Below are 23,918 nucleotides of genomic sequence, written 5' to 3'. Positions count from 1 at the left end.
CTCAGGCCTCCTCCGTATCAATGCCTCGGCGGGCTCGTGGGGCAGATCGCCTGCTTCGTCGGCCGAGCAATTGCGCTTCCGTGACACCCATGTGCTCAGCCTCGAGACCGGAGCCGCGTCGTCCCTGTCCCCAGAACTTGGTACGTCCCAGCACACTGACGATGGGGTGAGTAAAGAAGAAACAAATGAAAAGGTCAATCGCGGTAGTCAGACCGAGCGTAAAGGCGAATCCCTTCACCTGGTCGACCGACAGCAGAAACAGCACGATAGCGGACAGCAGCGAAACGCCGTCGGCCATCAGGATGGTCCCACGCGCCTTCGTCCAGCCGGTCTGAAGGGCAGTGCGCAGGGTACGTCCCTCTCGAATCTCGTCTCGAATCCGTTCAAAGTAGACGATGAAGGAGTCGGCCGTCACACCGATAGCCACGATCGCACCAGCGATACCAGCCAAGGAAAGGGTGAATCCGACAGCCTCCCCGAGCAGCACCATGGCGGCGTAAGTCGTGATACCTGCGATCAGCAGTGAGCTGATGGCTACCAAGCCCAGGCCCCGGTAGTACAGCAGACAGTAAGCGGCGACCAAGATCAGGCCGATAATGCCAGCAATGATCCCAGCGCGCAGCTGCTCCCCACCAAGAGTTGGCGAGACATTGTCAACGCTGGAGATGTCGAAAGACAGCGGCAGGGCTCCGTACTTGAGGACGTTGGCCAGATCGGCCGCACTGTCCTGAGTGAAGTTACCGGAAATCTGTGCCTGTCCACCATTGATGGGGCAGGAACTTCCCTTGCTGCCATCCAGCTGCGGCGCAGAAATAACCTTGCCGTCCAGAACGACAGCAAACTGGTTCTGCGGGGCCTGGCGGGAGCACAAGAAAGTCGTCGCCTCACCGAAGGAAGTCGTGCCGATTGAGTTGAACTTCAGGTTCACCACGTATGACAGCTCGCCTGGGGGAATGTCCGAGTTGGCACTCTCAACCTGAGTTCCCGTGATAGCGACTGGAGAGAGCAAATACTTGGCCTTGCCCTCTCGGTCACAGGTCACCAAGGCCTTATTTGGCGGGGAATCGACAGACTTGGTGCACTTGAAGTTTTGGAAGGTTTGCATGTCCTCTGGGGAAGGCTCCCACTTCTCGGCATCCTTGACCATCTTGGCTGCCGATGCCGGATCTTTCTCGTTGTATTTCGGACCGCTGTCCTTGGCCTTGGGAGTTGAGCCAGCGGAAGCGCCCTCCGAGCTAGCGGAGGCACTAGGTGAAGCCTTGGCTTTCGGATCAGCCGTGGGCAGGGTAGAAGGCCTTGCCGCACCGGGGGTCGCACTATTCGTACCCAGCGGCTCCTCGGCATAAACCATCCGGAATCCGAGCTGGGCGGTCTGACCAACCATCTCGACGAGCTTGGAACTCTTGACGTTCGGTGCCGAGACGACGATGTTGCGATCCCCCATCGTCTTCACCGATGACTCACCTACGCCCAGCGAGTTAACGCGCTGCTGGATGATGAGACGCGCCTGCTCAAGGCTCGTTGCGGTAGGAGCCTTGCCATCCTCGGTCTGGGCCGTCAGGGTGACAGATGTGCCGCCCTTCAAGTCCAAGCCAAGCTTGGGTACCCACGCACGCATAACTCCCATAAGCACGTACATGACGATGATGACCACCAGGAAGATCGCCAGGGTTCTGCCTGGATGGTGTGTTCGCTTTTTCGTTGCCACGTCGAAAAGATTCCTTGGTCTTGGTAAATGTCAGGCCCGAGGCTGTTGGTCAGTCACAGCAGCGTCGGTCGATTCGGCAGTCGAGTTCTCAGTCGGATTGTCAACTACCGAATCGGCAGTGAGATCGTCAGCCGCAGCAGTCTGTGCCGGGGCGTCGTCAGCAAACGCGAATTCTTCCTCGTCACCGGCAGCTCGGACAATCGCCTGCTTGAGGACATTGACCTCGACGCCCGGGGCCAGCTCGACCACGGCCTGCTTGTCACCAAGATGGGTGACCGTCACAAACAGACCGCTGCTGAGCATAACGCGGCTGCCCTCCTGGAGGTTCGACTCAAGCTTGGCCCGCTCCTCCTGCTGTCTCTTGGCCTGTCTTTTGCCCTGCCACACGGTAAAGGCGATCAGGAGGATGAACAGAATCAGGAGCGGCATGAAACCGCCCATCTGGCTGGCGAGAAGAGGCATAGATAATTCCTTGTCTATGAGTGCGACCGGGGTCATGCTACCCCGGCGCGGCGAATATCGTCAGAACAGTCCGTCACCGGCACTGCTGGTAGGTGGTTCGAGGCCGAGGTGACGCCATGCTCTGTCGGTTGCAACACGCCCGCGCGGAGTACGCATTAGGAAACCCAACCGAACCAGGAAAGGTTCGGCAACTTCCTCGACGGTTTGAGGCTCCTCACCAATGCTGATGGCGAGGGTAGACAAGCCAACCGGTCCCCCGCCGAATTTGTGACAGACAGCATTGAGCACGGCACGGTCTAGGCGGTCAAGGCCAAGAGGATCGACCTCGTAGAGATCCAGAGCCGTCTCCGCTCCCTTCGGGGTCACCGGGGACTCGTCATTGACGTCAGCCCAGTCGCGCACCCGTCGTAACAGGCGGTTGGCGATACGGGGTGTTCCGCGCGAGCGGGAGGCAATGGTATGAGCAGTTCCTTCAGCCAGGTCAACGCCAATGACGCCAGCCGAGCGAGTGACGATCCTCTCCAGATCGGCGACGTCGTAGTAGTCGAGCTGGGCAGTAAAGCCAAATCGGTCGCGCAGTGGGCCGGGAAGCAGCCCAGCACGAGTTGTCGCACCGACAAGGGTGAATGGCGGAATATCTATCGGGATCGCGGTGGCCCCGGGTCCCTTACCGACGACGACGTCGACGCGGAAATCCTCCATTGCCAGGTAGAGCATTTCCTCTGCTGGCTTGGACATTCGGTGGATCTCGTCAAGGAAAAACACCTCACCGGGAACCAGAGATGACAGGATCGCAGCCAAATCTCCGGCGTGCTGGATAGCGGGTCCGGAGGAAATGCGAATCGGAGCCGACATCTCGGCGGCGATAATCATGGCCAAGGTAGTCTTCCCAAGCCCGGGAGGACCGGACAACAAGACATGGTCGGGAGTTGTGCCGCGTGACTTCGAGGCAGCCAAGACAAGACCGAGTTGCTCGGCAACACGCTGCTGCCCTCTGAACTCCGCCAGGGCACCAGGGCGCAGAGCAGCCTCTTCAGCCTTCTCAGGAGGCTCGGCCCACGGATCGACGGGCGAATGCTCCACCGAGGTTCTCCTTTCTGACGACACCTGTCAGTGTGCCAGGCCAGTCCGACAACTTATCGGGCCAAACTACGCAGGGCTGCCCGCATCAGGTTGCCGATCGTCATCGACGGATCAGCCTCCTTGAGGGCGGCCACCTCCTCAACAGCTTTTTCGGCATCCTTGGTCGACCATCCCAGACCGATGAGACCGTCAGCAACCTGTTCCCGCCACGCCGCCACGGGTTGGCTGGTGCCAACAGAGGCAGTTCCCCCCGGTACGAATGTTTCCATCTTGTCCTTGAGCTCAAGGATCATCTTCGCGGCCCCTTTGCGACCAATCCCAGGCACACGGCACAGCGTCGACTCATCCTCGCCACTGATCGCTGCCGCAAGCTGACTGGCGTCCAGGACACTCATGATGGCAGCGGCGAGTTTAGGGCCGACTCCAGAAGCCGTTTGAACGAGTTCGAAAGCGTCGCGGTCATCAGCCTCGACGAACCCGTAAAGGGTCAGTGAGTCCTCCCGAACGACCAGGGAGGTCTGTAGGGTCATCGGCTGGTCGATACGTGCGCTCGCAGCCGTAGCAGGAGGGCACAGCACCTTGATACCGATCCCATGGACGTCGAGTACGACCCAGGTCGGGCCGGCAGCGGTCACAGCACCGGAAAGATGAGAGATCACCGGGCATAATCCTTCCAAGAACGAGGTACCGGACGGCCGCGTCGCTGGGCAGCCACAGCGGCTTCGACGCGATGAGCGGCTCCGCCGCGCCACACATGACAAATCGCCAGGGCCACGGCGTCGGCAGCGTCAGCAGGTTTCGGAGGAGCCGACAGGCGAAGCACCCGTGCAACCATCAGACCTACCTGGGCTTTGTCGGCACGCCCCGATCCGGAAATCGCCGCCTTCACCTCGCTAGGGGTGTAGAGAGTGGCGGGCAAACCATGACGAGCAGCGATCATCATCGCGATACCGGCTGCCTGGGCAGTGCCCGTAACAGTGTTGCGGTTGTGCTGGGCGAATACCCGCTCAACGGCGATGGTGTCAGGACGAGTGTGATCTCGCCACTCCTCCAACCCATCGTGAATGCGTAACAGACGATGACCGCGATCCAAATCGGCAGGGGTACGAATGACGCCGACAGCAACTAACCTCAGTGGAGCTCCAAGGCCGCCTTCCACAACGCCTACCCCACACCGCGTCAAACCGGGGTCCACCCCCATGACACGGATTACCCGCGAGCTGGGGGCTGGAATGCTCACTCCTCCTCGTCAAGAGCCGCAGCAACCTCGGCGGGGATGTCTGCGTTGGAGAAGACGTTCTGAACGTCGTCAAGATCCTCCAGAGCGTCGAGGATCTTGTACAGCTTGCGAGCATCGTCGAGCTCCACAGGCTGAGTGAAGTCCGGCTTGAATGAAACCTCGGCGGAGTCGTAGTCAATGCCAGCGTTCTGCACGGCCTTGCGCACGTCAACGACGGCGTTGGGGTCAGAGATGATCTCGAAGACGTCGCCCTCATCAACGATGTCCTCGGGCTCGGCGTCGATGGTGGCCTCCATGAGTTGATCCTCGTCCACCTCACGAGTCTCAGTCTTACGGCCCTCTTCGACCTCATAGGTTTTCGAGACCACCACAACGCCCTTGCGCTGGAAGAGACGCTGCACCGAGCCACCATCGGCCATGGTGCCACCGTTACGGGTGACGGCGACACGAACGTCGGAGACGGCGCGGTTGCGGTTGTCAGTCAAACACTCGATGAGGATGGCGACACCAGCGGGGCCATAAGCCTCGTACATGATGGTCTCGTAGTTGACCGCGTCTGCCCCCTCGCCAGAGCCACGCTTGACGGCGCGGGTGATGTTGTCGTTGGGGACCGAACTCTTCTTCGCTTTCTGGATGGCGTCGTAGAGAGTCGGGTTACCTGACGGGTCTCCACCACCGAGGCGTGCCGCCACTTCGATGTTCTTGATAAGGCGGGCGAACAGCTTGCCACGCTTGGCGTCGATAGCCGCCTTCTTGTGCTTGGTGGTGGCCCACTTGGAGTGACCGCTCATAGACGGTGTCTCCCTTCCTCGAATGTCGCAGTTTTCGGCCCAGCGGGGCCAAGCATTCGGCGCAGGACGAACCCGCGCACACAATCGGGCATTCTACACTGCCCGCCGGACGCCACATTGGGTCGAAGCGCGCAGACGATGAGCCGACCGTCAGTCAGCGTTGGGAACCGGAGCAGAATCTGCCGGGATCGGAGCCCGGCACACCTCGAGAGCCTCCGGCAGGGTGAAGTTACCGACATAAAGGGCAGTACCCACGATGGCACCCTCCACCCCGATCGGAACCAGTCCGCGTAGCCGGCGCAGGTCCTCAAGGGTGGCAATACCTCCGGAGGCAACGACGGTCCCCTGAGTTCGGGCGCAGATTCGACCCAACAGTTCATAATTCGGCCCGGTCAACATACCATCGCTAGCGACATCGGTGACGACGTAGCGCTTGCACCCGGCGTCTTCCAGCCGGGCCAGGACGTCGAGCACTTTCCCGCCCTCACGGGTCCAACCGCGGGCGGCAAGTCGGTCCCCTTTGACATCCAGACCGATAGCGACCTGTTCGCCATAGCGAGTCACGACCTCGTCGCACCAGGTGGGATTCTCCAGAGCGGCGGTACCGATGTTGACCCGAGTAGCACCAGCGGAGAGAGCCGACTCCAGACTCTTTTGGTCACGGATACCGCCGGACACCTCAACGTTGATGTCCATCTGCTCGACGATATTGCTGATGATCTCGGTGTTGGCTCCGCGCCCGAAAGCGGCGTCAAGGTCGACCAGGTGAATCCACTGGGCTCCCAGGCCCCGCCACTTGAGAGCCACCTCCAGAGGGTCACCGAACACCCGCTCGGAACTAGCCACCCCCTGCTGCAACTGGACGGCTCGCCCGCCCTGGACGTCCACGGCTGGCAGTAGTGTGAGTTCTCTGGTCACGAGGTTTACTTTATCAACACACCCGAGCCAGCCACCGTTCGAGCAGGTCAAGGCCCGCACTTCCAGACTTCTCGGGATGAAACTGGGTTGATACCACCGGACCCACCTCGGCGGCCGCGACAAAGGTTGCACCTTGATGGGTTGCCGTTGTGAAGTGGTCGTCAGGACCGTCGACGAGTACCCCATAGGAGTGGACGAAGTAAAACCTCTCGCCATTCACGTGTTGGAACAAGGTTGTCTGGGTCGCCGGTTGGACGGTATTCCACCCCATGTGGGGCAGACGGTCAGCCGGCAATTCTTCAACGGCACCAGGTAGCACCCCAAGGCATTCAACATCGACACCCCGTTCCCTACCGCGCTCAAACAGCATTTGGTGGCCAACACAAATTCCAAGTAAGGGCCGTCCCTCATCAACCCAGCGACGCACCAACTGGTCGCCACCCATGGACCGCAATCCGGCCATACATGCTGCCAAGGCACCCACCCCGGGCAAGACGAGAGCGTCATTGTCGAGCAAGACTTCCGGGTCCTTCGAGACGGTCACGATCGCACCGACCTTACGCAGAGCACGTTCAGCCGAGTGCAGGTTTCCCGAACCGTGGTCGATGATTCCGACTCGCGCCGGTTCACACATCAAGAACCCCTTTGGTACTGGGTACACGACCGGCGTTACGTGGATCGGGAGCAATAGCCACCCGCAACGCCCGTGCCAACGCCTTGTACTGGGCCTCGCAGATGTGATGGGGATCTCGTCCTGCCAGCAGACGCAGGTGGACACACAGGCCAGCATTGAGGGCCAAGGACTGTACGACGTGGTAGGTCATGGATCCTTGATAGGGCACGCCGGAACCGCCAATGCGAGCATAGATCTGGCCCTCTGGCTCACCGCTGCACTCCACCCACGGGCGTCCAGCGACATCCACGACGCACTGGGCGAGGGCTTCGTCGAGCGGAACTAGAGCGTCACCGAAGCGGGTGATCCCGCGCTTGTCACCGAGGGCATGGGACAAGGCCTGCCCCAAGGCTATAGCAGTGTCCTCAACGCTGTGATGACCGTCGACGTCGATATCACCGCTCGTGGTGATCGTCATATCGATGCCTGAGTGCTTTGAGAGAGCTGTCAGCATGTGGTCGTAGAAACCGACCCCGGTGGAAATAGTTGATTCTCCACAACCGTCAAGGTCGATGGAAACGTCGACGTTGGACTCAGAGGTCTCACGGTGAATATGAGCGCAGCGATGAGTCATCAATCCTCCTCCGGGTCAAGCCGACGCGCAGTTGGAAGGACATCAAGTAGCGCAGCCCGGAAGGTGTCGGTCTCACGAGGCGTACCAGCGCACACCCGTAGGTAGCCCGTCGGCCCCACCTCTCGGACAAGAACACCATGATCGAGGAGCGCACGGAAGACCGCGTGCCGGTCGGCAAACCGTCCAAACAAAAGGAAGTTCGACTGAGAGGAAACAACGTCGAGTCCGTGCGTACGCAACCAGTCTTCAAGATTCGCGCGGGTCTCGCGCAGCTCGTCGACTCGAGCGAGCATTTCGGGAGCGTGTGCGAGCGCCACCCGCGCCACTACTTGGGACACCTCAGACAGGTGGTAGGGCAATCGAACGATTCGCAGAGCGTCCACCACGGCCGGGGCCGCGATGGCATATCCCAAACGTCCCCCGGCTAGGGCGAAAGCCTTGGATAGCGTGCGCACAACGATGAGCTTCCCGTGCTTGGGAAGCAGCGCAATCGCAGAGTCTTCCGGAGTATCAGTGAATTCTTGGTAAGCCTCATCGACAACGACGACCGCGTTGGTAGCTGAGCACACCTCATCGATGACCGCCACTGGGATGGTGGTGCCAGTCGGGTTGTTCGGAGTGGTCAGCAAAACGATGTCGGGATCAACCTCCTCCACAGCGCTCACGATCTCGTCGGTTGTCAAACCGTAGGAGGCGTTTCGGGGACGAGTGACGTAATCGGTGTGGGTGTTGCGAGCATACTCGGGGTACATCGAGTACGCCGGGGTGAATGTGAGCAAGGTACGCCCTGGCCCGCCGAAGGCCTGCAGGATGTGAGTCATGACCTCATTGGACCCATTAGCCGGCCAAATCTGATCGCTGCTGACCCCAAATCCGATGTACCTAGCCAGATCTTCACGCAGACCCGTGGCTTCCCGGTCCGGATATCGGTTCAGCCCCTTTGCGGCATGAGCAACGGCCTTGGCCATGTCCTTGCGTACCGCTTCAGACGGTGGGTATGGGTTCTCATTGACGTTGAGGCGCACCGGAACGTCAAGCTGTGGAGCACCGTAGGGTTCCTCTCCCACCAGTTCGGGGCGAAGCGGCAGGTCCGCCAACTGAATGGAGTTCGGCTTTGGCTTGACCACCGGGCGGGCCTGGGGAATGTGTCGACGCTGAGTCATCGTGGCCTCCTCACCGTGATGGCGTTGGCATGGCCAGGCAGGTTCTCCGCCAATGCGAAGTCCTCAACGAAATCAGCAAGATCGAGCAGAGCGTCTTCGGTGTAGTCAATGACGTGAACCGCTCGCATGAAGGAGCGCACCGACAGTCCCGAAGAGTGGCACGCAGCACCGGCAGTGGGCAACACATGGGTTGATCCGGCTGAGTAGTCTCCCAAAGAGACTGGGGACCATGGACCAACGAAAATGGCACCGGCGTTGTGGACCCGCGCCGCGACGGCGGCAGCGTTGGCGGTCTGAATCTCCAGGTGTTCAGCGGCGTAGGCATCGACGACCTCGAGACCTTGGTCGATGTCGCGCACCATGACGATTGCCGATTGTTTGGAGGTCAGCGAAGTGCGAATACGCTCGGAATGCAATGTGGCCTCGACCATCGGGGCCAGCTCCTTCTCCACCGCCTCGGCCAACTCGCTGGAATCGGTGACGAGCACAGCAGCGGCGAGGGTGTCATGTTCTGCTTGACTCATGAGATCAGCAGCGACGTGACGTGGATTGGCCGTCTTGTCAGCCAAGATGGCGATCTCAGTCGGACCAGCCTCGGAGTCAATACCGACGGTGCCGCGCAGATAACGCTTGGCGGCAACGACATAGATATTGCCCGGTCCGGTAACCATGTCAACCCTCGGGCAGGAGTCCGACTCGTCAGAACCCTCGACACCGTAGGCGAACATGGCGATGGCCTGAGCACCACCGACAGCGTAAACCTCATCAACCCCGAGAAGGTGGCATAGGGCAAGAATATTAGGGTGCGGCAGACCGCCGAACTCAGCTTGGGGCGGGGACGCCACGGCGATTGAGGACACGCCGGCTTCTTGGGCTGGGACGACGTTCATGATGACCGAGGAGGCCAGCGGGGCAAATCCGCCGGGAACATACAGACCGACCCGTCCAACCGGGACAATACGCTGACTCACGTGAGCTCCGGCAGCCACCTCGACCGGAGCGGAAGAGATTTCCGTCTCGGCCTCACGGCACACTTGACGGCGTCGACGAATCGACTCGGTGAAAGCTTGACGCAACGTGTCGTCGAGGTTGGCGGAAGCTTCAGCCAGCGCCTCGGCCGGAACCCTGAGATGGTCCGGAACCACATGATCGAACTTCTCGCTGTACGTACGCAGCGCTTCAGCGCCATGGTCTCTCACCGCAGTACAAACGGGGATGACGGCCGCCATCGCAGCATCGACATCAAAGTCTGCGCGCGGCACGACGCGACGCAAGTCGCCAGTGGTTTCACCGGTCAAATCGACGATTCTCAGCACACCGTCATTCTAATGAAGCCTTGGCAGCCGGCTCCGAGCGTCCAGCTCGCGGAGAGCGACGCCAGGCCATGACAAGAGATCCAATCAGAATGGGGATCATCGTCGCCAGTAACCAGACCAGTACCGACACCCAGGTATGGAGGGCAAAATCCACTGGGACGACTTCACCTTCCTTGGCTGAGGCAATGCGCTCAGCGAAAGAATCAGGCCCGATAAGCACACCGACCCACCAGCAAACCAGCGCCGAAAGACAGGACGACACCCCGGCAACAACTACTCCCCAAACTCCACGCCGACGCATCAGGACCCAGCTCAGACAGCCAATGATAAAGCCGACGATGACACCGATCAGGCTGTACATGGCGTCAGTGGCGAACACTTGAGTAAGGCCGGTCTCGGTTATCGATGCTGCACCGTCAGAACCCACCTTGTACGTCGGAAGGGTAACCGTGGCGTGCCATATCGGAGCTGCCAGCCCGCCCAGGACTACCCCACTGCACACGACAAATATGCTCGACCGCAGAGTCGCAAGGCTGCGGATACGAGTCGTCTCGTTCATGACTGCCTCCTGGGGATACACGAGGGGCCGAGCAATGCCTTGAGATCGGCCATCAGCGATTGGCCAGTGGTGACCTTGAACTCGTCTGCAAGCCGGAAGGTCGTTGTGGACTTACCGTCGATGAGTCGCAATCTCACCTCAGAGCTACCCGGGTGATTGTGCAGCACCTCACGCAGACTCTCGATGGTGCCGCGAGTGCAGCGTCCACGGCGAAGATCAATCGTCACTGGCGCATTGCCGGCATCGGTAAGGTCAAGAAGCCAGACGTCATTGGCCGACATCTCTACGGTCTCGTCACGTTCCCGGACGAATCCTCGCACCTTGATAATGCTGTCGACAGCCAGCAGCGGTTCAACTCGCTGATAGACCTTCGGGAAACACGCGATAGTGATGGAAGCGTCGAGGTCCTCCAGCGTGACAGAGGCCCAGATATCACCGTTCTTCGTGGTACGTCGAATGATCTGGGTGACCATACCCGCGATGGTGTAGCGCCCTTCATGGTGGCCTTCAGGGTTGACTAGTTCGGCCACCGAAATATCTGATTCGGCCTCCAACGCAGCTTCCAGACCTCGCAGCGGGTGATCGGACACGTACAGACCCAACATCTCGCGCTCAAAGGCGAGTTTTGTGCTGCGATCCCAGTCGTCCTCCGGAACCACTCGTTCCACACCCAACTGGGCGGGTTCTGAATCGTCCCCCATACCGAAGAGATCGTCCTGACCATTGGCTTGATTTCGCTTGATGTCGATGACAGCGTCCACGGCTTGTTCATAGACCGCCATCAGCCCGCGTCGGGAATGGCCCATGGAATCGAAGGCCCCGGCCTTAATAAGCGACTCGATAAGCCTCTTGTTGCACACCGTGAGGCTGACCTGATCGAGGAAGCTGAAGAAATCCGTGGCCGGACCATTCTCCTCACGGGCTCGGATAATCTCGGCAACGGCGTTGGCACCGACATTTCGGATAGCTCCAAGACCGAATCTGATGTCGTCGCCAACAGCAGTGAACTCCAGCGATGATGCATTGACATCAGGGGGCAAGACGTTGATGTGCTGGGACCTCATATCGGCCAGGTACATCGCCATTTTGTCTTTGTCATCACCGACGCTGGTCAGCAGGGCGGCACCATATTCGGCTGGGTAATTGGCTTTGAGGTAGGCCGTCCAGTAGGACACCAGTCCATAACCAGCAGCGTGCGACTTGTTGAATGCGTATCCGGCGAAGGGGACCATAACGTCCCACAAGGTCTGAATGGCGTCGTCGGAATAGCCATGCTCGCGCATACCCGCCTGGAATGGAATGAAGTTCTCCTCCAGGATGTGCTTCTTCTTCTTGCCCATGGCACGACGCAGGAGGTCAGCGCCACCCAGCGTGTAGCCAGCGAGCTTTCGCGCGATCGACATGATCTGCTCCTGGTACACGATGAGGTGATACGTCGGAGCCAAGATCTCGTCGAGGTCGTCCTTGAGCTCGGGATGGATTGGAATGATCGGTTCCCGGCCGTTTTTGCGTTGGGCATAGGAGATATGCGCATTGGCACCCATCGGGCCAGGTCGGTACAGGGCTAGGACGGCAACGATATCGTCGAAACACGTTGGACCCATGAGCCGCAGCAAAGACCGCATGGCTGTGCCGTCAAGCTGGAAAACACCCAGGGTGTCACCCCGGGCCAGCATCTCGTAAGTCTTTTTGTCATCGAGAGACAGGCTGTTGAGATCGACGTCGATCCCCCGATTCTCTTTGATGATCTTAATGCAGTGATCCATGATGCCGAGGTTTCGCAGGCCCAGGAAATCCATCTTCATGAGCCCCATCTCCTCGAGCTGGGGGTAGGCGAAACCGGCGATAATCATGCCGTCCTTGTCGCGCTTATGCATCGGCACGAGATCGAGCAGTGGGGCGCTGGACAGGATGAAAGCACACGCGTGTACACCGGTACCGCGAATCAGACCTTCAAGGCCTTTCGCGGTCTCAACGACCTTGGCGACGTCCGGGTTATCGGCAACCAGCTGGCGAAACTCTTGACCCTCCCCGTACCTCTCGTGCGTGGGGTCGAAGATCTTGCTTAGCGGCACTCCCTTGCCCATGACATCCGGGGGCATTGCCTTGGTGATCTTGTCGCCGAGGGAGAAGGGGTAACCAAGAATACGATTGGCATCCTTGACAGCAGCCTTGGCCTTAATCTTGCCGAAGGTGTTGACCTGGCTGGTGTACTCCGCCCCGTACTTGTGGGTCACATAGTCGATCACCTTGTCACGCTGACGATCGTCAAAGTCAAGGTCAATATCAGGCGGGTTGACGCGTTCTGGGTTGAGGAACCTCTCGAACAGCAATCCATGTTCCAACGGATTGATGGCAATGATCCCGGTCAAGTAGGCGACGAGGGAACCGGCAGCCGATCCACGACCCGGCCCGACTGGCACCCCCATAGAACGTGCGGCATTGCAGATATCGGAAACGACAAGAAAGTAGGAGGAGAATCCCAACGGCTCAATGACCGACAGCTCGGTCTCAAGACGGTCGAGAACCTCCTTCGGTGGATTCGGTCCGAATTTCTCGTCCAGGCCCTCCTGAAGCTTCTTGCGAAGCCAAGACTCCTGGGTCTCCCCTTCTGGGACGTCGAACTGGGGCATTCGGTCGACGTGCTTGAAGACCTCGTCGTAGGACCCAATCATCTCGGTCAGCAACAGAGTGTTGTCGCAGGCCTCAGGATGATCCGGAAACAGCGCCCTCATCTGGTCAGAAGACTTGATGTAGTAGCCCGACCCGTTGAACCGGAAACGATTCGGATCGTCCTTATTACGACCCACTCCAACACACAGCAGCGAGTCATGGGCGTCAGCCTGATCCTCAGTGACGTAGTGAGAGTCATTGGTGACAAGCAGCGGGATGTCCAGCCGCTTAGCCAACTTGAGCAGGTCAGAGCGCACCTGCTTTTCAATGGGGACTCCATGGTCCATCAACTCGCAGAAGTAGTTTTCCTTACCAAAGATGTCCTGGTAAGCGGCAGCGGTATGGCAGGCCTCCTCAAACTGCCCAAGGCGCAGTCGAGTCTGTACCTCGCCCGAAGGACATCCCGTCGACGCGATGATCCCCCCCGGATACTGAGACATCAGTTCACGGTCCATCCGAGGCTTCATGTAGTAGCCCTCGTAGGAGGCCAGCGATGACAGCCGGAACAAGTTGTGGAGTCCCTCGGGGTTTTTGGCCCACATGGTCATGTGGGTGTAGCGCCCACCTCCCGAGACGTCTTTACCGCCCTCGGCGTCCGGATCGCCCGCGTCACGCGAACTCCCCCAAAACTCTTGTACCCGCGACTTTCGACTGCTGGGAGCGACATAGGCTTCAATGCCGATGATCGGCTTGACCAACGGGTTCTGCTCTCCGTCATACTTCTTAGAGATCTGGAAGAACTCATAGGCACCGAACATATTACCGTGGTCAGTCATGGCGACCGCCGGCATTCCCTGACGAGCCACCTCGGCAAAAAGCTTCTCGTTGCTGGCAGCACCATCCAACATCGAGTACTCAGTGTGGGTATGCAGGTGGACGAAGTCGGATCGGGCCACGAACAGTCCTTTCACGAACCGACCGGAATGCAGGTCACTCCGGCCCTAAGTGATGATGACTCGGACAGACTAGTCCGCACATCCGACTACGGGCGACCCGACCACTCATGTCAACCGACGAACAGCGAAGTCAACCTGGGTTCCGTCAGGGCTGCAGGACGTTGATCTCCGTGGCGGCGGATCCCATGGTCTCCAGGCATCGTGGAATATCGCGTGCTGGCCGGATTCCTACCCTCTGTGGCGGTCAGTTTGGTGAGATTGTCCATAGAATCGCCCCCCCTATGCGATATCTCTTGGTTTCATGTGTTCTAATAACGCCGCCCTTGCAGCCGCGTGGGCTATGTGGACGACACCGGGCACAGTCCTCAGCGATCTGTACAGTTCAGACGGCGTGAAACGATGTTACGCACATATCCCCATTTTTGGAAGGATGTTTCATATGGACGGCGACCTGTTCTCCCGCATCGACATGGCAGCATCCACCATGCGTCCAGCAGAAGCACAGGTTGCCGATGTCGTACTTGCAAAACCTGACTGGACCCTCGCGGCCTCGACGAGCCAGCTTGCTCATGAGGCCAGCGTCTCTCCCGCCTCGGTGGTCCGTTTCTGTCGTGCCCTGGGTCTTAAGGGGTATCGAGAACTGCGTGCGGAACTCGCCCGTGAACTATCCCGACGCAGTATTGAGATGGAACGCTCGTCAGTGGCTGAAGGCAACATCTCCGCTGATGACACGATGCAGCAAACGATTTCCAAGATCGCCTTCCACGAAGCACGCACCATCGTGAACACCGCGCGAGCAGTGGACTCGCATGAGCTCGAAGCCGTGGCCAGTGCCATCTCCATTGCGCCCAGGACAGTCCTTTTCGGAGTTGGCTCCAGCGGACTTGTGGCCAATGATCTTTCCCAGAAACTGGAACGTATCGGACTATTCTGTCAACATCACGATGACACCCATGTCCAGCTCGTTCATGCCGCCCTTTGTGAGCATTCATGCGTTGCCTTGGGAATCTCTTTCAGTGGAAACACTCACGAAATTGCCGAGGCTCTTACGGTAGCTCGAGCCCACGGTGCAATCACCGTCGCCATGACGGGAGTGCCCAAGTCCCCGGTCGCGCAGCTAGCCGACCACATTCTTGTCACCCCGGCCCGCGAGACTCCGGTGCGGGCCGGTGCTATGTCCAGTCGAATATCCCAGCTGGCCGTCGTCGACTTCCTGTTCGCCAGGGTTGCCCAGCTATGCATGGAAGATCTCGAAACCTTCCTCACCAGCACCCGAACGGCAGTCAGCAGGCACCGGGCCTGAAACCCCTCACGTAGACTTGACTTATGTCGTCACAGACCCTGACAAAAACCTGGAAGTCGATTTGGTGGATTCCCCTCACCAAGGGAATCCTTGCGATTATCGCCGGAATAGTAGCTGTGGTCTGGTCTCACCAGACCATGGAAGTGCTGGTAGTCATCGTCGGTATCTACGCCATCGTCGACTCCATCATGACCCTCATCAATGCTCAGGCCTTGCGAGGGATGGCGGGCACCGGACTCATGAACGCCTGGGGCATCCTCGGCATCATCGCAGGCCTTGTCCTCACCATCCACCCTGGATTCTCGCTCCACATCATTGCCGTCCTCATTGGAGTCTGGCTGGTTCTCCTCGGCGTCACAGCTACTGGTTTTGCCCTTCCGCTGAGATTTGTCACGAAACGAGTCTGGGGTTGGATGCTTGGAGGCGGGATTGGACTCTTTGTGCTGGGCATCGTCATCCTGGTCCACCCGGGATTTGGCGTAGTAGCGATGAGCTGGCTACTGGCTATTGGAGTCCTGCTCTATGGCGCAGCCAACATCGCCATTGCGGTGGGGGTGAGAAAGATCACGGCCTCCATTTCTTCGACAGTGCGTCGCGACCCACGCAATACCGTTATTGAGGGAGAAGTTGTCGACTCCTCTGAAACCTCACAAGCCACCTCAGCCCATCGGGAACTCAAGTAAGCTATTTTTCGTTGGCTTTCAACTCGAACCCAGCCAATCTGTCGGTATTCGGAATACGACCCGAACGAGCCACTTGTCGGAAGGCAACAGTATCGGCGCTGAGACGCAATCTGCAGTTCGGTTATTGGAAACGCAACACAATGAGGCTCAGCGACGGTCGTCGTGCTTATCCTCCATGTCGAGTTCGTGGTCCAGCTGTTCATCCAGGCAATGAGCTTTACGTTGAGAGACCAAGTAGGCCCACCACACCCCCGAAGCGATCAGACCAAGGAAGGAGGCAGCTCCTCCGAAAGCTCCCACGACGAAACGCGGATCGCTCTGGCCCTTTGCAGTGACACCGACGACATCAAGCACTACGAAAAGCGCGACGCACACCCACGTCAGCGCCTTCGCATGGTGAATCGCCGAATCGAGATCCTGCTGACCATCGTTCATTCCAGCAGTTTCCTCCCTTCCACCTGTCGAACTCACACATGATTCCGTCTTCACAACGATCACACCATCATCTGACAATCATTCAGCTTGAGCAGCACGGCAATCAGTGTGTTCGTCGTCCTTACCGTGGCGCAGCTGCAAAATGATGAAAATGACGACAGCTGCAGTGAAAACGACCAAAGCGGTGACATCATTGAGGCGCCACTGCCCTACGTGGTGGGCCGGATCGATACGAAGCTGCTCTACCCAAAAACGGCCAAATGTGTAAACCGCAACGTACAGCGTGAACAAACGACCGTGGTCGAGTTTCCAGCGTCGATCCGCCCAGAGCAAGAATGCTGTCCCCGCCAGATTCCACACCAGCTCGTACAAGAAAGTTGGGTGGAAGGTGGAGTACTGCAGATACCCCGCAGGTCGATGGGCCACGTCTATTTCAAGTCCCCATGGCAGAGTGGTTGGGCCGCCAAACAACTCTTGATTGAACCAGTTTCCAAGCCGTCCGATCGCCTGAGCAGCCAAGATACCCGGCGCCAAAGAGTCCGCCAGTGGCGCGAACTTGATCTTCTTATGACGGCAATACAGCCAGACAGCCAGGCCTCCCAAGGTGATGGCACCCCAAATACCAAGGCCGCCTTCCCAGATGTAGAAGCAGCGGTACCAGACCCGTCCGGGACCGAAGTAGAGCTGATGGTCGGTGATGACGTGGTACAACCGCCCACCGATAATGCCAGCGATGACCGCGAGGGCAGACACTTCCTCGAAGTGCTCCTGCTTGCCATCCCGAGCAAGGTAGCGACGCACGCCGCTGATGTAAGCAATGACGATTCCGGCCAGAATACACAAGGCGTAAATGTGAATCGTCAGCGGTCCAAGGTGAAAGGCCTCAACCGATGGGCTGGGGATCGACAGCACGGTCACTGACACCGTGCCCGCCGCACTCCGGACGCCAGATCATCGACAATGGTCCGCATTCGGTCGATACCGATGTGTGCCGTTTCTCCCTGCTCCTCAGCCTCGACGAGAGCACGAAGGAGAGCGGATCCGACAATCACACCATCCGCGAAAGAACCGACCTCAGCCGCCTGGTCCCCATTAGAGACGCCCAGGCCAACACCGACTGGGATCTTCGAGTCGACTGTTTTGACACGAGCCACCAGTTCCGGGGCAGCCGATGAGGTATGGCTACGAGTCCCCGTCACACCCATCACGGACGTGGCGTATACCCAACCGCGACATGCAGCTACGGTGGACGCCAACCTCTCATCCGTCGAGGAAGGAGCTACCAGGAAGACACGGTCCAGTCCATGGGCCTCCGAAGCCGCAAACCACTCCTCCGCCTCGTCCGGGGTCAGGTCAGGGGTAATCAATCCCGAGCCACCAGCCGAGGCCAAATCACGGGCGTAGGCGTCAACACCGTAATGCTCGATGAGGTTCCAGTACGTCATGACAACGCACTGAGTCCCGGTATCGGCCACCGCCTCAGCTGCACGCAACGTGTCACGAGTGCGAACTCCCCGCTGGAGAGCCCTAGTGGTGGCATGTTGAATAACGGTTCCGTCCATCACGGGGTCGGAATAGGGCATCCCAATCTCGACGAGATCAACACCAACACCAGTCGTACCCGTCGTGAGAGCCTTCATGGCGTCGATGGAATCGGGAACCGATGGATACCCGACCGGCAGGTAACCGACCAGAGCCGGACGATTCTCTTCACGAGCCTTCAGATAGGCACTCGCACTGCTGGTCATTCCATACCTCCGGTGGTGGCGTCAACGCTGCCATCAATATCGAACCACTTCAGGGCGGTATTGACGTCCTTGTCCCCTCGTCCCGACACGGTCACCATGACAATGGGCGGTTCGCCGCCGTGATCGGGTAATTCCGCAGCAATCTGCAGCACACCTGCCACCGCATGTGCTGACTCGATGGCAGGCATGATCCCCTCAGTTTGGGTGAGAACGCGCAGAGCCTCCATGGCCTCACAGTCGTTGACTGGACGATAACTGGCCCGTTTGTTCGCAGCCAGCCAAGAGTGCTCTGGCCCGACCCCCGGATAATCCAGACCGGCCGATATGGAATGGGATTCCATCGTCTGGCCGTCCGCGTCTTGCAAGATGTAGGTACGAGTGCCGTGCAGCACACCGACTGAGCCGCCGTTGATCGACGCGGCATGACGGCCAGTCTCGATCCCGTCTCCGCCAGCCTCAAAGCCGTAAAGACGAACCTCGGGAGTGTCGATGAACTCGGCGAAGGAGCCGATGGCGTTCGATCCTCCGCCCACGCAGGCGCACACAGCGTCGGGAAGTCGCCCGGTGCGGTCGAGACACTGCTGACGCGACTCGGTGGAAATCACTCGCTGGAACTCGCGGACCAGCTTGGGGAATGGGTGCGGACCAGAGGCAGTACCAATGAGGTAGTGGGTGTGATCGACGTGAGCGACCCAGTCCCGCATGGCCTCGTTCATGGCGTCCTTGAGGGTGCGCGAGCCAGCTTCGACAGCGACTACCTCAGCGCCTAGAAGCTGCATACGAGCCACATTGAGAGCCTGACGCTCGGTGTCAACCTGGCCCATGTAGATTCGGCACTCCATACCCATCATCGCAGCCACAGTGGCCGTCGCGACGCCGTGCTGTCCCGCGCCGGTCTCAGCAATGAGACGATGCTTGCCCATTCTCCGGGCCAGCAGCGCCTGCCCCAACACGTTGTTGATTTTGTGCGAACCAGTGTGGTTGAGGTCCTCTCGTTTGAGCAGCACCCGTACCTTGCGACCCGTCTGCTGCGCCACGTAGTCAGAAAACCGGGGAGCCTCCGTCAGGGGGGAAGGCCGTCCTGCGTAATCGTGACGCAATGCGTCCAACTCGGCATGGAAGCCGGGGTCACCAAGGGCAGTCTCGAAGGTCTCCTCAAGCTGGTTGAGGGCAGCCTGAAGCGCCTCGGGGACGAAACGGCCACCGAAAATATCGAAGTGACCTTGGCGGTCAGGCAAGTCTCGTGCGGACATGGTCGTCCTTTCCGTTGAATGTCAAGCGTGGTTAGACGGTGGCTCGATGAATCTCGCGCAGCACTTGGGCCGGTTCCCCGTGACGAACCAGCATCTCCCCCACTAACACCGCATCAGCGCCGCATTCACGAGCCTCGACGGCGTCTTCCACGCAGAGGATTCCGGATTCCGCCACCTTGACGGCGCTATCAGGCAATTCGCCAAGAAGGGTCCCGAAGATGGCCCTGTCGACCTCGAGGGTCTTGAGGTTACGGGCATTCACTCCGATCAGACGTGCCCCGAGGGCCGCCGCCCGGGCAGCCTCCTCCGGGGTGTGCACCTCGACCAGCGGAGTCATGCCGAGTTCACTCGCAAGGTCATAGAGGTGTCGCAAGTCCTCATCGGACAACACTGCGACAATGAGGAGAACAAGATCAGCACCATGAGCACGAGCCTCAAGCACCTGATACTCGGTGACGACAAAATCCTTGCGAAGCACTGGGATCTCGACCTTGGCACGCACCGCGTCCAGATCGGCAAGGGAACCCTGGAAACGACGCTCTTCAGTGAGAACACTGATCGCGGCAGCACCACCAGCACGATACTGGTCAGCCAGCGCAGCTGGATCACTGATCGTCGCCAAATGACCCTTCGAGGGGCTAGACCTCTTGACCTCGGAGATAACCGACAGCCCTGGCGCAGTCAGCCGGGGAATGGGGTCAATAGCCGGTTTGACGAGTTCAATGGCGTCACGAAGGTTGTCCTCGGTGACCATGAGCTGACGCTCGTGAAGATCCTTGAGAACCCCGGCGATGATCTCGTCAAGAACTGTTCCGGTAACGGTCGGCGACATTCAGCGCGCTCCACCGAAACCCATGGCGCGCATCGCCAAGGTGACGATACCGCCAAGAACGACCACAGCAGCGCCAATGATGCAGGTAATCCAACTGGGGCCAGCCATGGCACCAACAGTGGCGACGATGAAGCCAATGAGGGCGATGATCGAACCTGCCCAGTTCGCGGGACTCCCGCCGTGCGTGTACTGACGAGTGGCGCGATCAACACTCATGGTGTTCCCTCCGGTGGTCAGGCGCGGACTCTTCCACGCAACTGGTCGATACTGCGGGCAGACTCCCCGACGTTGTTGGGGACGCCGTCACATACCCGCAACGCGGCGAATACGCTGATGATTCTACCCTGATTGACTCTCAACGCGGGCTTGCCGGCCATTGTTCGAACTATTGCCGACCTTGTGGACCGCCTGGTCAAAATCCGATTGTGCGGTGTCCGACGACTCAGGTTCTGCCGGTGTCAGCCTCCCAGCTTGACTCGGAGATTTGGTCACAGTGGGGTCCTCTCCTCGATCCAGAGCGTCCCATATCGATCGCGAATCCGCACCGGTATGACGGGCTGAACGGCTCGGCCACCGATCAGCGAAGACAACCAATCCGAGGCCGGTGAGAACCGCTAGAGCTCCCGCCACCAGGCACATCCATGGCCACGCGGTGACGGTCATCTGCGCCGCCCCGGCGTCAACCCCTTTCATGGCCCATTGATGGTCTGACGCAGTGCGGTGGGTGAGCACGACGCCGACAATCCCAGCCCCAACCAAGGCCTGCAGAATCCCGGTTACTCGGCGTCCGGCCGTCTTGACGACCAGGATAAGGGCCGCCGTAATGACCAACATGAGGGTGGTAACCGTAATCAACCCTCCTGTCACGTCAGTGCCTGTGAGGCCGATTCCGGCACGCTCCATCCAGGTTCGTCTAGAGGCGACACTGATGAAGATGGCGGCCACGATCGGGTAGCCACCAAGTATCACTCGCCACACGGTCGGAATCACAGCCCTCACTGTGTTTCCTTGGCTAGTGACTGCAAGGTTCCAGCATCCTGAATTGCCTGAATCACGGCTGCCGCCTTGTTCTGGCACTCCGCGTTCTCTTTGGACCCGACCGAGTCCAGCACGATTCCCGCTCCCGCTTGCACATGGGCGACCTCGTCTTTGAGAACGGCGGTCCGAATGGCGATGGCGCAGTCCGAGTTGCCGTGTAGATCGAAGTACCCGACAACGCCGCCGTAGACACCTCGCCGAGTGGTCTCCAACTCTTCGATGATTCGCATCGCAGAGATCTTCGGCGCCCCTGACAGGGTGCCCGCCGGGAAACACGACATTGTCACATCAACCGCGTCCAGGCCGTCAGCGATCTGGCCCGTCACCGCTGCCTCCAGGTGCATGACATGGGAATACCGCCCCACATGCATGAACTCAGTCACGTTGACCGTTCCAGGCACGCAGACGCGCCCCAGGTCGTTACGGCCCAGGTCGACCAGCATGGTGTGTTCGGAACGCTCCTTAGGGTCGGCCAGCAGCTCATCCTCCATGGCTCGGTCCTCGGCTGCAGTACGCCCTCGTGGGCGGGTTCCGGCAATGGGGTGGGTTGTTGCAACGCCGTCAACCACAGTCACCAACGCTTCCGGAGATGACCCAATGACGTCGAATCCGGGCAATCGCAACAGGTATAGGTAGGGGCTGGGATTGGTGCGACGCAGCTGACGATAGATGTCAAGGGCATCAGCCTTGGTATTGATGTCGAAACGCTGGCTCGGGACGACCTGGAAGATGTCACCGTCGCGAATACGCTCAATAGCGACATCGACCATTGTGCCGAACTCCTGTGGAGTCCGTTGCCGATGTACCTGTGCCGCAGCGCGATCAACGACACGAGCCGTCAATACCTCTCGTGGCTCGGCCAACCTTGCCACCATCGCGTCGAGGGCGGCGACCGCATTGTCATAAGCCTGATCGAGGCTGGTTCCGTCCACCACCTGATTGGAAATCAGCCACAACTCGCCCCGCTGATGGTCGAGGACTGCCATTTCTCCTACAAGCATCAGACATGCCACCGGAAGACCCAAGTCGTCGACAAGATCGTCGCCAATATCCTCTAGACGACGAACCATGTCATAGCCGATGTAGCCGACAAATCCGCTTGTCAAAGGGGGAAGTCCCGGCTCGGCGGGGGTGTTCAAGGTGGCTAGAGCCTCCTTGAGCGCCGCTAGTGGGTCATCACTCACCGTCACACCCGCAGGCGGCTCGCCAATCCACTCCACCGAGTTCCCATCGCTGGTGAGGGCACAGCGAGTATTGACGCCAATGAAGGACCATCGCGACCAAATACCCGACTCGGCGGACTCCAACAGAAAGGTCAGTCGTCGATTGCCGCACAAATGCTGATAGAGACCGATGGGAGTGTCGTCATCACACACCAGTTTGGTCCGCACTGAAACGACGGTGTGATCCTCTGCCAAGGCAGTGAATTCCTCGCGTGAGGGGATGACGTCGATCATCACTCGGCCTCCTCATCCAGCAGGACATCAGCGTCGAAACAGGTGTGATCTCCGGTGTGGCAAGCTCCACCAACCTGGTCCACACGCAGAAGCAGGGTGTCGCCGTCGCAGTCGAGCCGCACCGAGCGCACGTGTTGGGTGTGACCGGAAGTTTCACCTTTGACCCAATATTCTTGGCGCGACCGCGACCAATAGGTCGCTCGCCGGGTCTCCAATGTACGTGCCAAAGCGACATCATCCATCCAAGCCATCATGAGAACGTCCCCGGTCGAGGCGTCCTGGACCACCGCAGGTACCAGACCGGCGTCATTGTGTCGCAGGCGCGCTGCGATTTGCGGGTCGAGAGTGGATTCTTCGCTCAGCACGGCCTCCATTGAACACCGCGCCACCGACACCCGGAGTCCGTGCCGAGTGTCGGACTGGTACTGGCAAGATGGACTCCATAGCCCGAAGGAGGACCTGAATGTCCATTGCACGAGACGAACGAGCCGGCCTGGCTGCGGACCTGTCACGTCTTGGCCCCGACGCCCCGACTCTGTGCGAGGGCTGGACCGCCCGTGACCTGCTGACCCACATGTTGCTGCGTGAAAACGACCCGCTGGCTATCCCCGGCATGGCCGTCAGCATTTTCGATGTCGTCACCCACGCTCGTGCAGAGAAGATGGAAGCTTCGGGTTCTTTCGAAGATCTCGTGGCACGATTTGCCCACGGCCCAGGTCGTTTCTCGGTCTTCCGCATTCCCGGTCTCGACGCGGCCGCCAACTCGCTGGAGTACTTCATCCACCATGAGGATTTGCTTCGCGCCCAACCAGGTTGGCAGCCTCGGCACTTGGGTCAGCGCGTCGAGCTTCGACTGGCCGAGATCATCCGTAAGTACGGACGTGCTCTGACTCGTCGCTCCCCGGTGGGTGTGCGTGTCGAAATGACGGGATTGGCAGACCCTGTCACCTTGCACCCTGGTAACCGCATCGTCACCATCGTCGGCAAGCCCTCAGAGATCCTCTTACTGCTGACCGGGCGTCTCTCGGTTGCGCAGGTGGATGTGTTGGGCGAACCACAAACCATCACGACATTCATGCGCTCCGACCACTCGTTGTGAGGGTCGAAGCGCAC

Annotated in this window: 25 protein-coding genes; 3 read left to right on the top strand and 22 right to left on the bottom strand. The window is 59.4% G+C overall.

The window, feature by feature from the left end; genetic code table 11:
• Position 1: 1 nt before the first annotated feature.
• The 13 genes from secD to dnaE all read right to left on the bottom strand — a co-directional run bounded on the left by secD (position 2) and on the right by dnaE (position 14,056).
• Positions 2 to 1,639 (bottom strand): protein translocase subunit SecD, encoded by a 1,638-nt coding sequence (gene secD, locus Q4B98_RS02635; RefSeq protein WP_303195635.1) that lies wholly within the window; start codon positions 1,637 to 1,639, stop codon positions 2 to 4.
• 99 nt (positions 1,640 to 1,738) lie between these two features.
• Positions 1,739 to 2,206, bottom strand: a complete 468-nt coding sequence (yajC, locus tag Q4B98_RS02630) for a preprotein translocase subunit YajC (RefSeq protein ID WP_303195226.1) — start codon at positions 2,204 to 2,206, stop codon at positions 1,739 to 1,741.
• 24 nt (positions 2,207 to 2,230) lie between these two features.
• A complete protein-coding gene (ruvB, locus tag Q4B98_RS02625; protein ID WP_303195225.1) occupies positions 2,231 to 3,253 on the bottom strand; it encodes a Holliday junction branch migration DNA helicase RuvB in 1,023 nt (340 codons plus the stop codon).
• 53 nt (positions 3,254 to 3,306) lie between these two features.
• Positions 3,307 to 3,912, bottom strand: a complete 606-nt coding sequence (gene ruvA, locus Q4B98_RS02620; RefSeq protein WP_303195223.1) for a Holliday junction branch migration protein RuvA — start codon at positions 3,910 to 3,912, stop codon at positions 3,307 to 3,309.
• The gene (gene ruvC / locus Q4B98_RS02615; protein ID WP_303195634.1) at positions 3,909 to 4,454 is read right to left on the bottom strand and encodes a crossover junction endodeoxyribonuclease RuvC; all 546 of its coding nucleotides are present in this window, start codon (positions 4,452 to 4,454) and stop codon (positions 3,909 to 3,911) included. The genes ruvA and ruvC overlap by 4 nt, the downstream gene beginning before the upstream one ends.
• Positions 4,455 to 4,489: 35 nt before the next feature.
• The gene (locus tag Q4B98_RS02610) at positions 4,490 to 5,284 is read right to left on the bottom strand and encodes a YebC/PmpR family DNA-binding transcriptional regulator (RefSeq protein WP_303195222.1); all 795 of its coding nucleotides are present in this window, start codon (positions 5,282 to 5,284) and stop codon (positions 4,490 to 4,492) included.
• Positions 5,285 to 5,434: 150 nt separating this feature from the next.
• Entirely contained in the window at positions 5,435 to 6,202 is a 768-nt protein-coding gene (priA, locus tag Q4B98_RS02605; RefSeq protein ID WP_303195221.1) for a bifunctional 1-(5-phosphoribosyl)-5-((5-phosphoribosylamino)methylideneamino)imidazole-4-carboxamide isomerase/phosphoribosylanthranilate isomerase PriA, read from the bottom strand.
• Positions 6,203 to 6,215: 13 nt separating this feature from the next.
• Positions 6,216 to 6,836 carry an imidazole glycerol phosphate synthase subunit HisH gene (hisH, locus tag Q4B98_RS02600; protein WP_303195219.1) on the bottom strand — a complete coding sequence of 207 codons (621 nt, stop codon included), beginning with the start codon at positions 6,834 to 6,836 and terminating at the stop codon, positions 6,216 to 6,218.
• On the bottom strand, positions 6,829 to 7,449 hold the full coding sequence (gene hisB, locus Q4B98_RS02595; protein ID WP_303195217.1) for an imidazoleglycerol-phosphate dehydratase HisB: 621 nt from the start codon (positions 7,447 to 7,449) through the stop codon (positions 6,829 to 6,831). Before hisB ends, hisH begins: the two co-directional genes overlap by 8 nt.
• A complete protein-coding gene (locus Q4B98_RS02590) occupies positions 7,449 to 8,576 on the bottom strand; it encodes a histidinol-phosphate transaminase (RefSeq protein ID WP_303195633.1) in 1,128 nt (375 codons plus the stop codon). The genes hisB and Q4B98_RS02590 overlap by 1 nt, the downstream gene beginning before the upstream one ends.
• A 32-nt stretch (positions 8,577 to 8,608) precedes the next feature.
• A complete protein-coding gene (gene hisD / locus Q4B98_RS02585) occupies positions 8,609 to 9,928 on the bottom strand; it encodes a histidinol dehydrogenase (protein WP_303195215.1) in 1,320 nt (439 codons plus the stop codon).
• A gap of 4 nt (positions 9,929 to 9,932) precedes the next feature.
• The gene (locus Q4B98_RS02580) at positions 9,933 to 10,487 is read right to left on the bottom strand and encodes a hypothetical protein (RefSeq protein ID WP_303195213.1); all 555 of its coding nucleotides are present in this window, start codon (positions 10,485 to 10,487) and stop codon (positions 9,933 to 9,935) included.
• Entirely contained in the window at positions 10,484 to 14,056 is a 3,573-nt protein-coding gene (gene dnaE, locus Q4B98_RS02575) for a DNA polymerase III subunit alpha (RefSeq protein WP_303195212.1), read from the bottom strand. The genes Q4B98_RS02580 and dnaE overlap by 4 nt, the downstream gene beginning before the upstream one ends.
• A 430-nt stretch (positions 14,057 to 14,486) precedes the next feature.
• On the opposite strand from dnaE, the gene Q4B98_RS02570 reads away from it, so the two are divergent.
• Together Q4B98_RS02570 and Q4B98_RS02565 are read left to right on the top strand one after the other, a co-directional pair.
• On the top strand, positions 14,487 to 15,359 hold the full coding sequence (locus Q4B98_RS02570; protein ID WP_303195210.1) for a MurR/RpiR family transcriptional regulator: 873 nt from the start codon (positions 14,487 to 14,489) through the stop codon (positions 15,357 to 15,359).
• Positions 15,360 to 15,382: 23 nt separating this feature from the next.
• Entirely contained in the window at positions 15,383 to 16,042 is a 660-nt protein-coding gene (locus tag Q4B98_RS02565; RefSeq protein WP_303195209.1) for an HdeD family acid-resistance protein, read from the top strand.
• Between the two features lie 147 nt (positions 16,043 to 16,189).
• On the opposite strand, the gene Q4B98_RS02560 is transcribed toward Q4B98_RS02565, so the two are convergent.
• The 9 genes from Q4B98_RS02560 to hisI all read right to left on the bottom strand — a co-directional run bounded on the left by Q4B98_RS02560 (position 16,190) and on the right by hisI (position 23,179).
• The gene (locus Q4B98_RS02560) at positions 16,190 to 16,477 is read right to left on the bottom strand and encodes a hypothetical protein (RefSeq protein WP_303195207.1); all 288 of its coding nucleotides are present in this window, start codon (positions 16,475 to 16,477) and stop codon (positions 16,190 to 16,192) included.
• Positions 16,478 to 16,555: 78 nt separating this feature from the next.
• The gene (gene lgt / locus Q4B98_RS02555; RefSeq protein ID WP_303195631.1) at positions 16,556 to 17,395 is read right to left on the bottom strand and encodes a prolipoprotein diacylglyceryl transferase; all 840 of its coding nucleotides are present in this window, start codon (positions 17,393 to 17,395) and stop codon (positions 16,556 to 16,558) included.
• Positions 17,392 to 18,225, bottom strand: a complete 834-nt coding sequence (trpA, locus tag Q4B98_RS02550) for a tryptophan synthase subunit alpha (protein WP_303195205.1) — start codon at positions 18,223 to 18,225, stop codon at positions 17,392 to 17,394. The genes lgt and trpA overlap by 4 nt, the downstream gene beginning before the upstream one ends.
• Positions 18,222 to 19,478 carry a tryptophan synthase subunit beta gene (trpB, locus tag Q4B98_RS02545; RefSeq protein ID WP_303195203.1) on the bottom strand — a complete coding sequence of 419 codons (1,257 nt, stop codon included), beginning with the start codon at positions 19,476 to 19,478 and terminating at the stop codon, positions 18,222 to 18,224. Before trpB ends, trpA begins: the two co-directional genes overlap by 4 nt.
• Positions 19,479 to 19,509: 31 nt before the next feature.
• On the bottom strand, positions 19,510 to 20,310 hold the full coding sequence (trpC, locus tag Q4B98_RS02540; RefSeq protein WP_303195202.1) for an indole-3-glycerol phosphate synthase TrpC: 801 nt from the start codon (positions 20,308 to 20,310) through the stop codon (positions 19,510 to 19,512).
• Positions 20,311 to 20,526, bottom strand: a complete 216-nt coding sequence (locus tag Q4B98_RS02535; RefSeq protein ID WP_303195201.1) for an HGxxPAAW family protein — start codon at positions 20,524 to 20,526, stop codon at positions 20,311 to 20,313.
• Positions 20,527 to 20,649: 123 nt separating this feature from the next.
• Positions 20,650 to 21,258, bottom strand: a complete 609-nt coding sequence (locus Q4B98_RS02530) for a Trp biosynthesis-associated membrane protein (protein WP_303195629.1) — start codon at positions 21,256 to 21,258, stop codon at positions 20,650 to 20,652.
• 47 nt (positions 21,259 to 21,305) lie between these two features.
• A complete protein-coding gene (locus tag Q4B98_RS02525; protein ID WP_303195200.1) occupies positions 21,306 to 22,805 on the bottom strand; it encodes an anthranilate synthase component I in 1,500 nt (499 codons plus the stop codon).
• Complete coding sequence (hisI, locus tag Q4B98_RS02520; RefSeq protein ID WP_303195627.1) at positions 22,805 to 23,179, bottom strand: phosphoribosyl-AMP cyclohydrolase; 375 nt, start codon at positions 23,177 to 23,179, stop codon at positions 22,805 to 22,807. The genes Q4B98_RS02525 and hisI overlap by 1 nt, the downstream gene beginning before the upstream one ends.
• Positions 23,180 to 23,268: 89 nt before the next feature.
• Here hisI and Q4B98_RS02515 point away from each other — a divergent pair, with 89 nt between their 5' ends.
• Positions 23,269 to 23,904, top strand: coding sequence for a TIGR03085 family metal-binding protein (locus Q4B98_RS02515; RefSeq protein WP_303195199.1), 636 nt, complete (start codon positions 23,269 to 23,271; stop codon positions 23,902 to 23,904).
• The last annotated feature ends 14 nt before the right edge of the window (positions 23,905 to 23,918 follow it).

Origin of the sequence: Cutibacterium sp., from assembly GCF_030525615.1 — a bacterium.
GTDB lineage: Bacteria > Actinomycetota > Actinomycetes > Propionibacteriales > Propionibacteriaceae > Cutibacterium.
The sequence above is the reverse complement of the archived record's forward strand: the minus strand, read 5'-3'. Positions and strand labels throughout refer to the sequence as shown.

Coding starts and splice junctions, on each gene's coding strand:
- Q4B98_RS02610 (WP_303195222.1), bottom strand. CDS start 5,284: ATGAGCGGTCACTCCAAGTGGGCCACCACCAAGCACAAGAAGGCGGCT.
- trpA (WP_303195205.1), bottom strand. CDS start 18,225: ATGACCAGCAGTGCGAGTGCCTATCTGAAGGCTCGTGAAGAGAATCGT.
- hisB (WP_303195217.1), bottom strand. CDS start 7,449: ATGACTCATCGCTGCGCTCATATTCACCGTGAGACCTCTGAGTCCAAC.
- ruvC (WP_303195634.1), bottom strand. CDS start 4,454: ATGGGGGTGGACCCCGGTTTGACGCGGTGTGGGGTAGGCGTTGTGGAA.
- Q4B98_RS02560 (WP_303195207.1), bottom strand. CDS start 16,477: ATGAACGATGGTCAGCAGGATCTCGATTCGGCGATTCACCATGCGAAG.
- Q4B98_RS02515 (WP_303195199.1), top strand. CDS start 23,269: ATGTCCATTGCACGAGACGAACGAGCCGGCCTGGCTGCGGACCTGTCA.
- secD (WP_303195635.1), bottom strand. CDS start 1,639: ATGTACGTGCTTATGGGAGTTATGCGTGCGTGGGTACCCAAGCTTGGC.
- Q4B98_RS02570 (WP_303195210.1), top strand. CDS start 14,487: ATGTTTCATATGGACGGCGACCTGTTCTCCCGCATCGACATGGCAGCA.
- Q4B98_RS02525 (WP_303195200.1), bottom strand. CDS start 22,805: ATGATCGACGTCATCCCCTCACGCGAGGAATTCACTGCCTTGGCAGAG.
- trpB (WP_303195203.1), bottom strand. CDS start 19,478: ATGTCCGCACGAGACTTGCCTGACCGCCAAGGTCACTTCGATATTTTC.
- trpC (WP_303195202.1), bottom strand. CDS start 20,310: ATGTCGCCGACCGTTACCGGAACAGTTCTTGACGAGATCATCGCCGGG.
- hisH (WP_303195219.1), bottom strand. CDS start 6,836: ATGTGTGAACCGGCGCGAGTCGGAATCATCGACCACGGTTCGGGAAAC.
- yajC (WP_303195226.1), bottom strand. CDS start 2,206: ATGACCCCGGTCGCACTCATAGACAAGGAATTATCTATGCCTCTTCTC.
- Q4B98_RS02565 (WP_303195209.1), top strand. CDS start 15,383: ATGTCGTCACAGACCCTGACAAAAACCTGGAAGTCGATTTGGTGGATT.
- Q4B98_RS02535 (WP_303195201.1), bottom strand. CDS start 20,526: ATGAGTGTTGATCGCGCCACTCGTCAGTACACGCACGGCGGGAGTCCC.
- Q4B98_RS02580 (WP_303195213.1), bottom strand. CDS start 10,487: ATGAACGAGACGACTCGTATCCGCAGCCTTGCGACTCTGCGGTCGAGC.
- hisI (WP_303195627.1), bottom strand. CDS start 23,179: ATGGAGGCCGTGCTGAGCGAAGAATCCACTCTCGACCCGCAAATCGCA.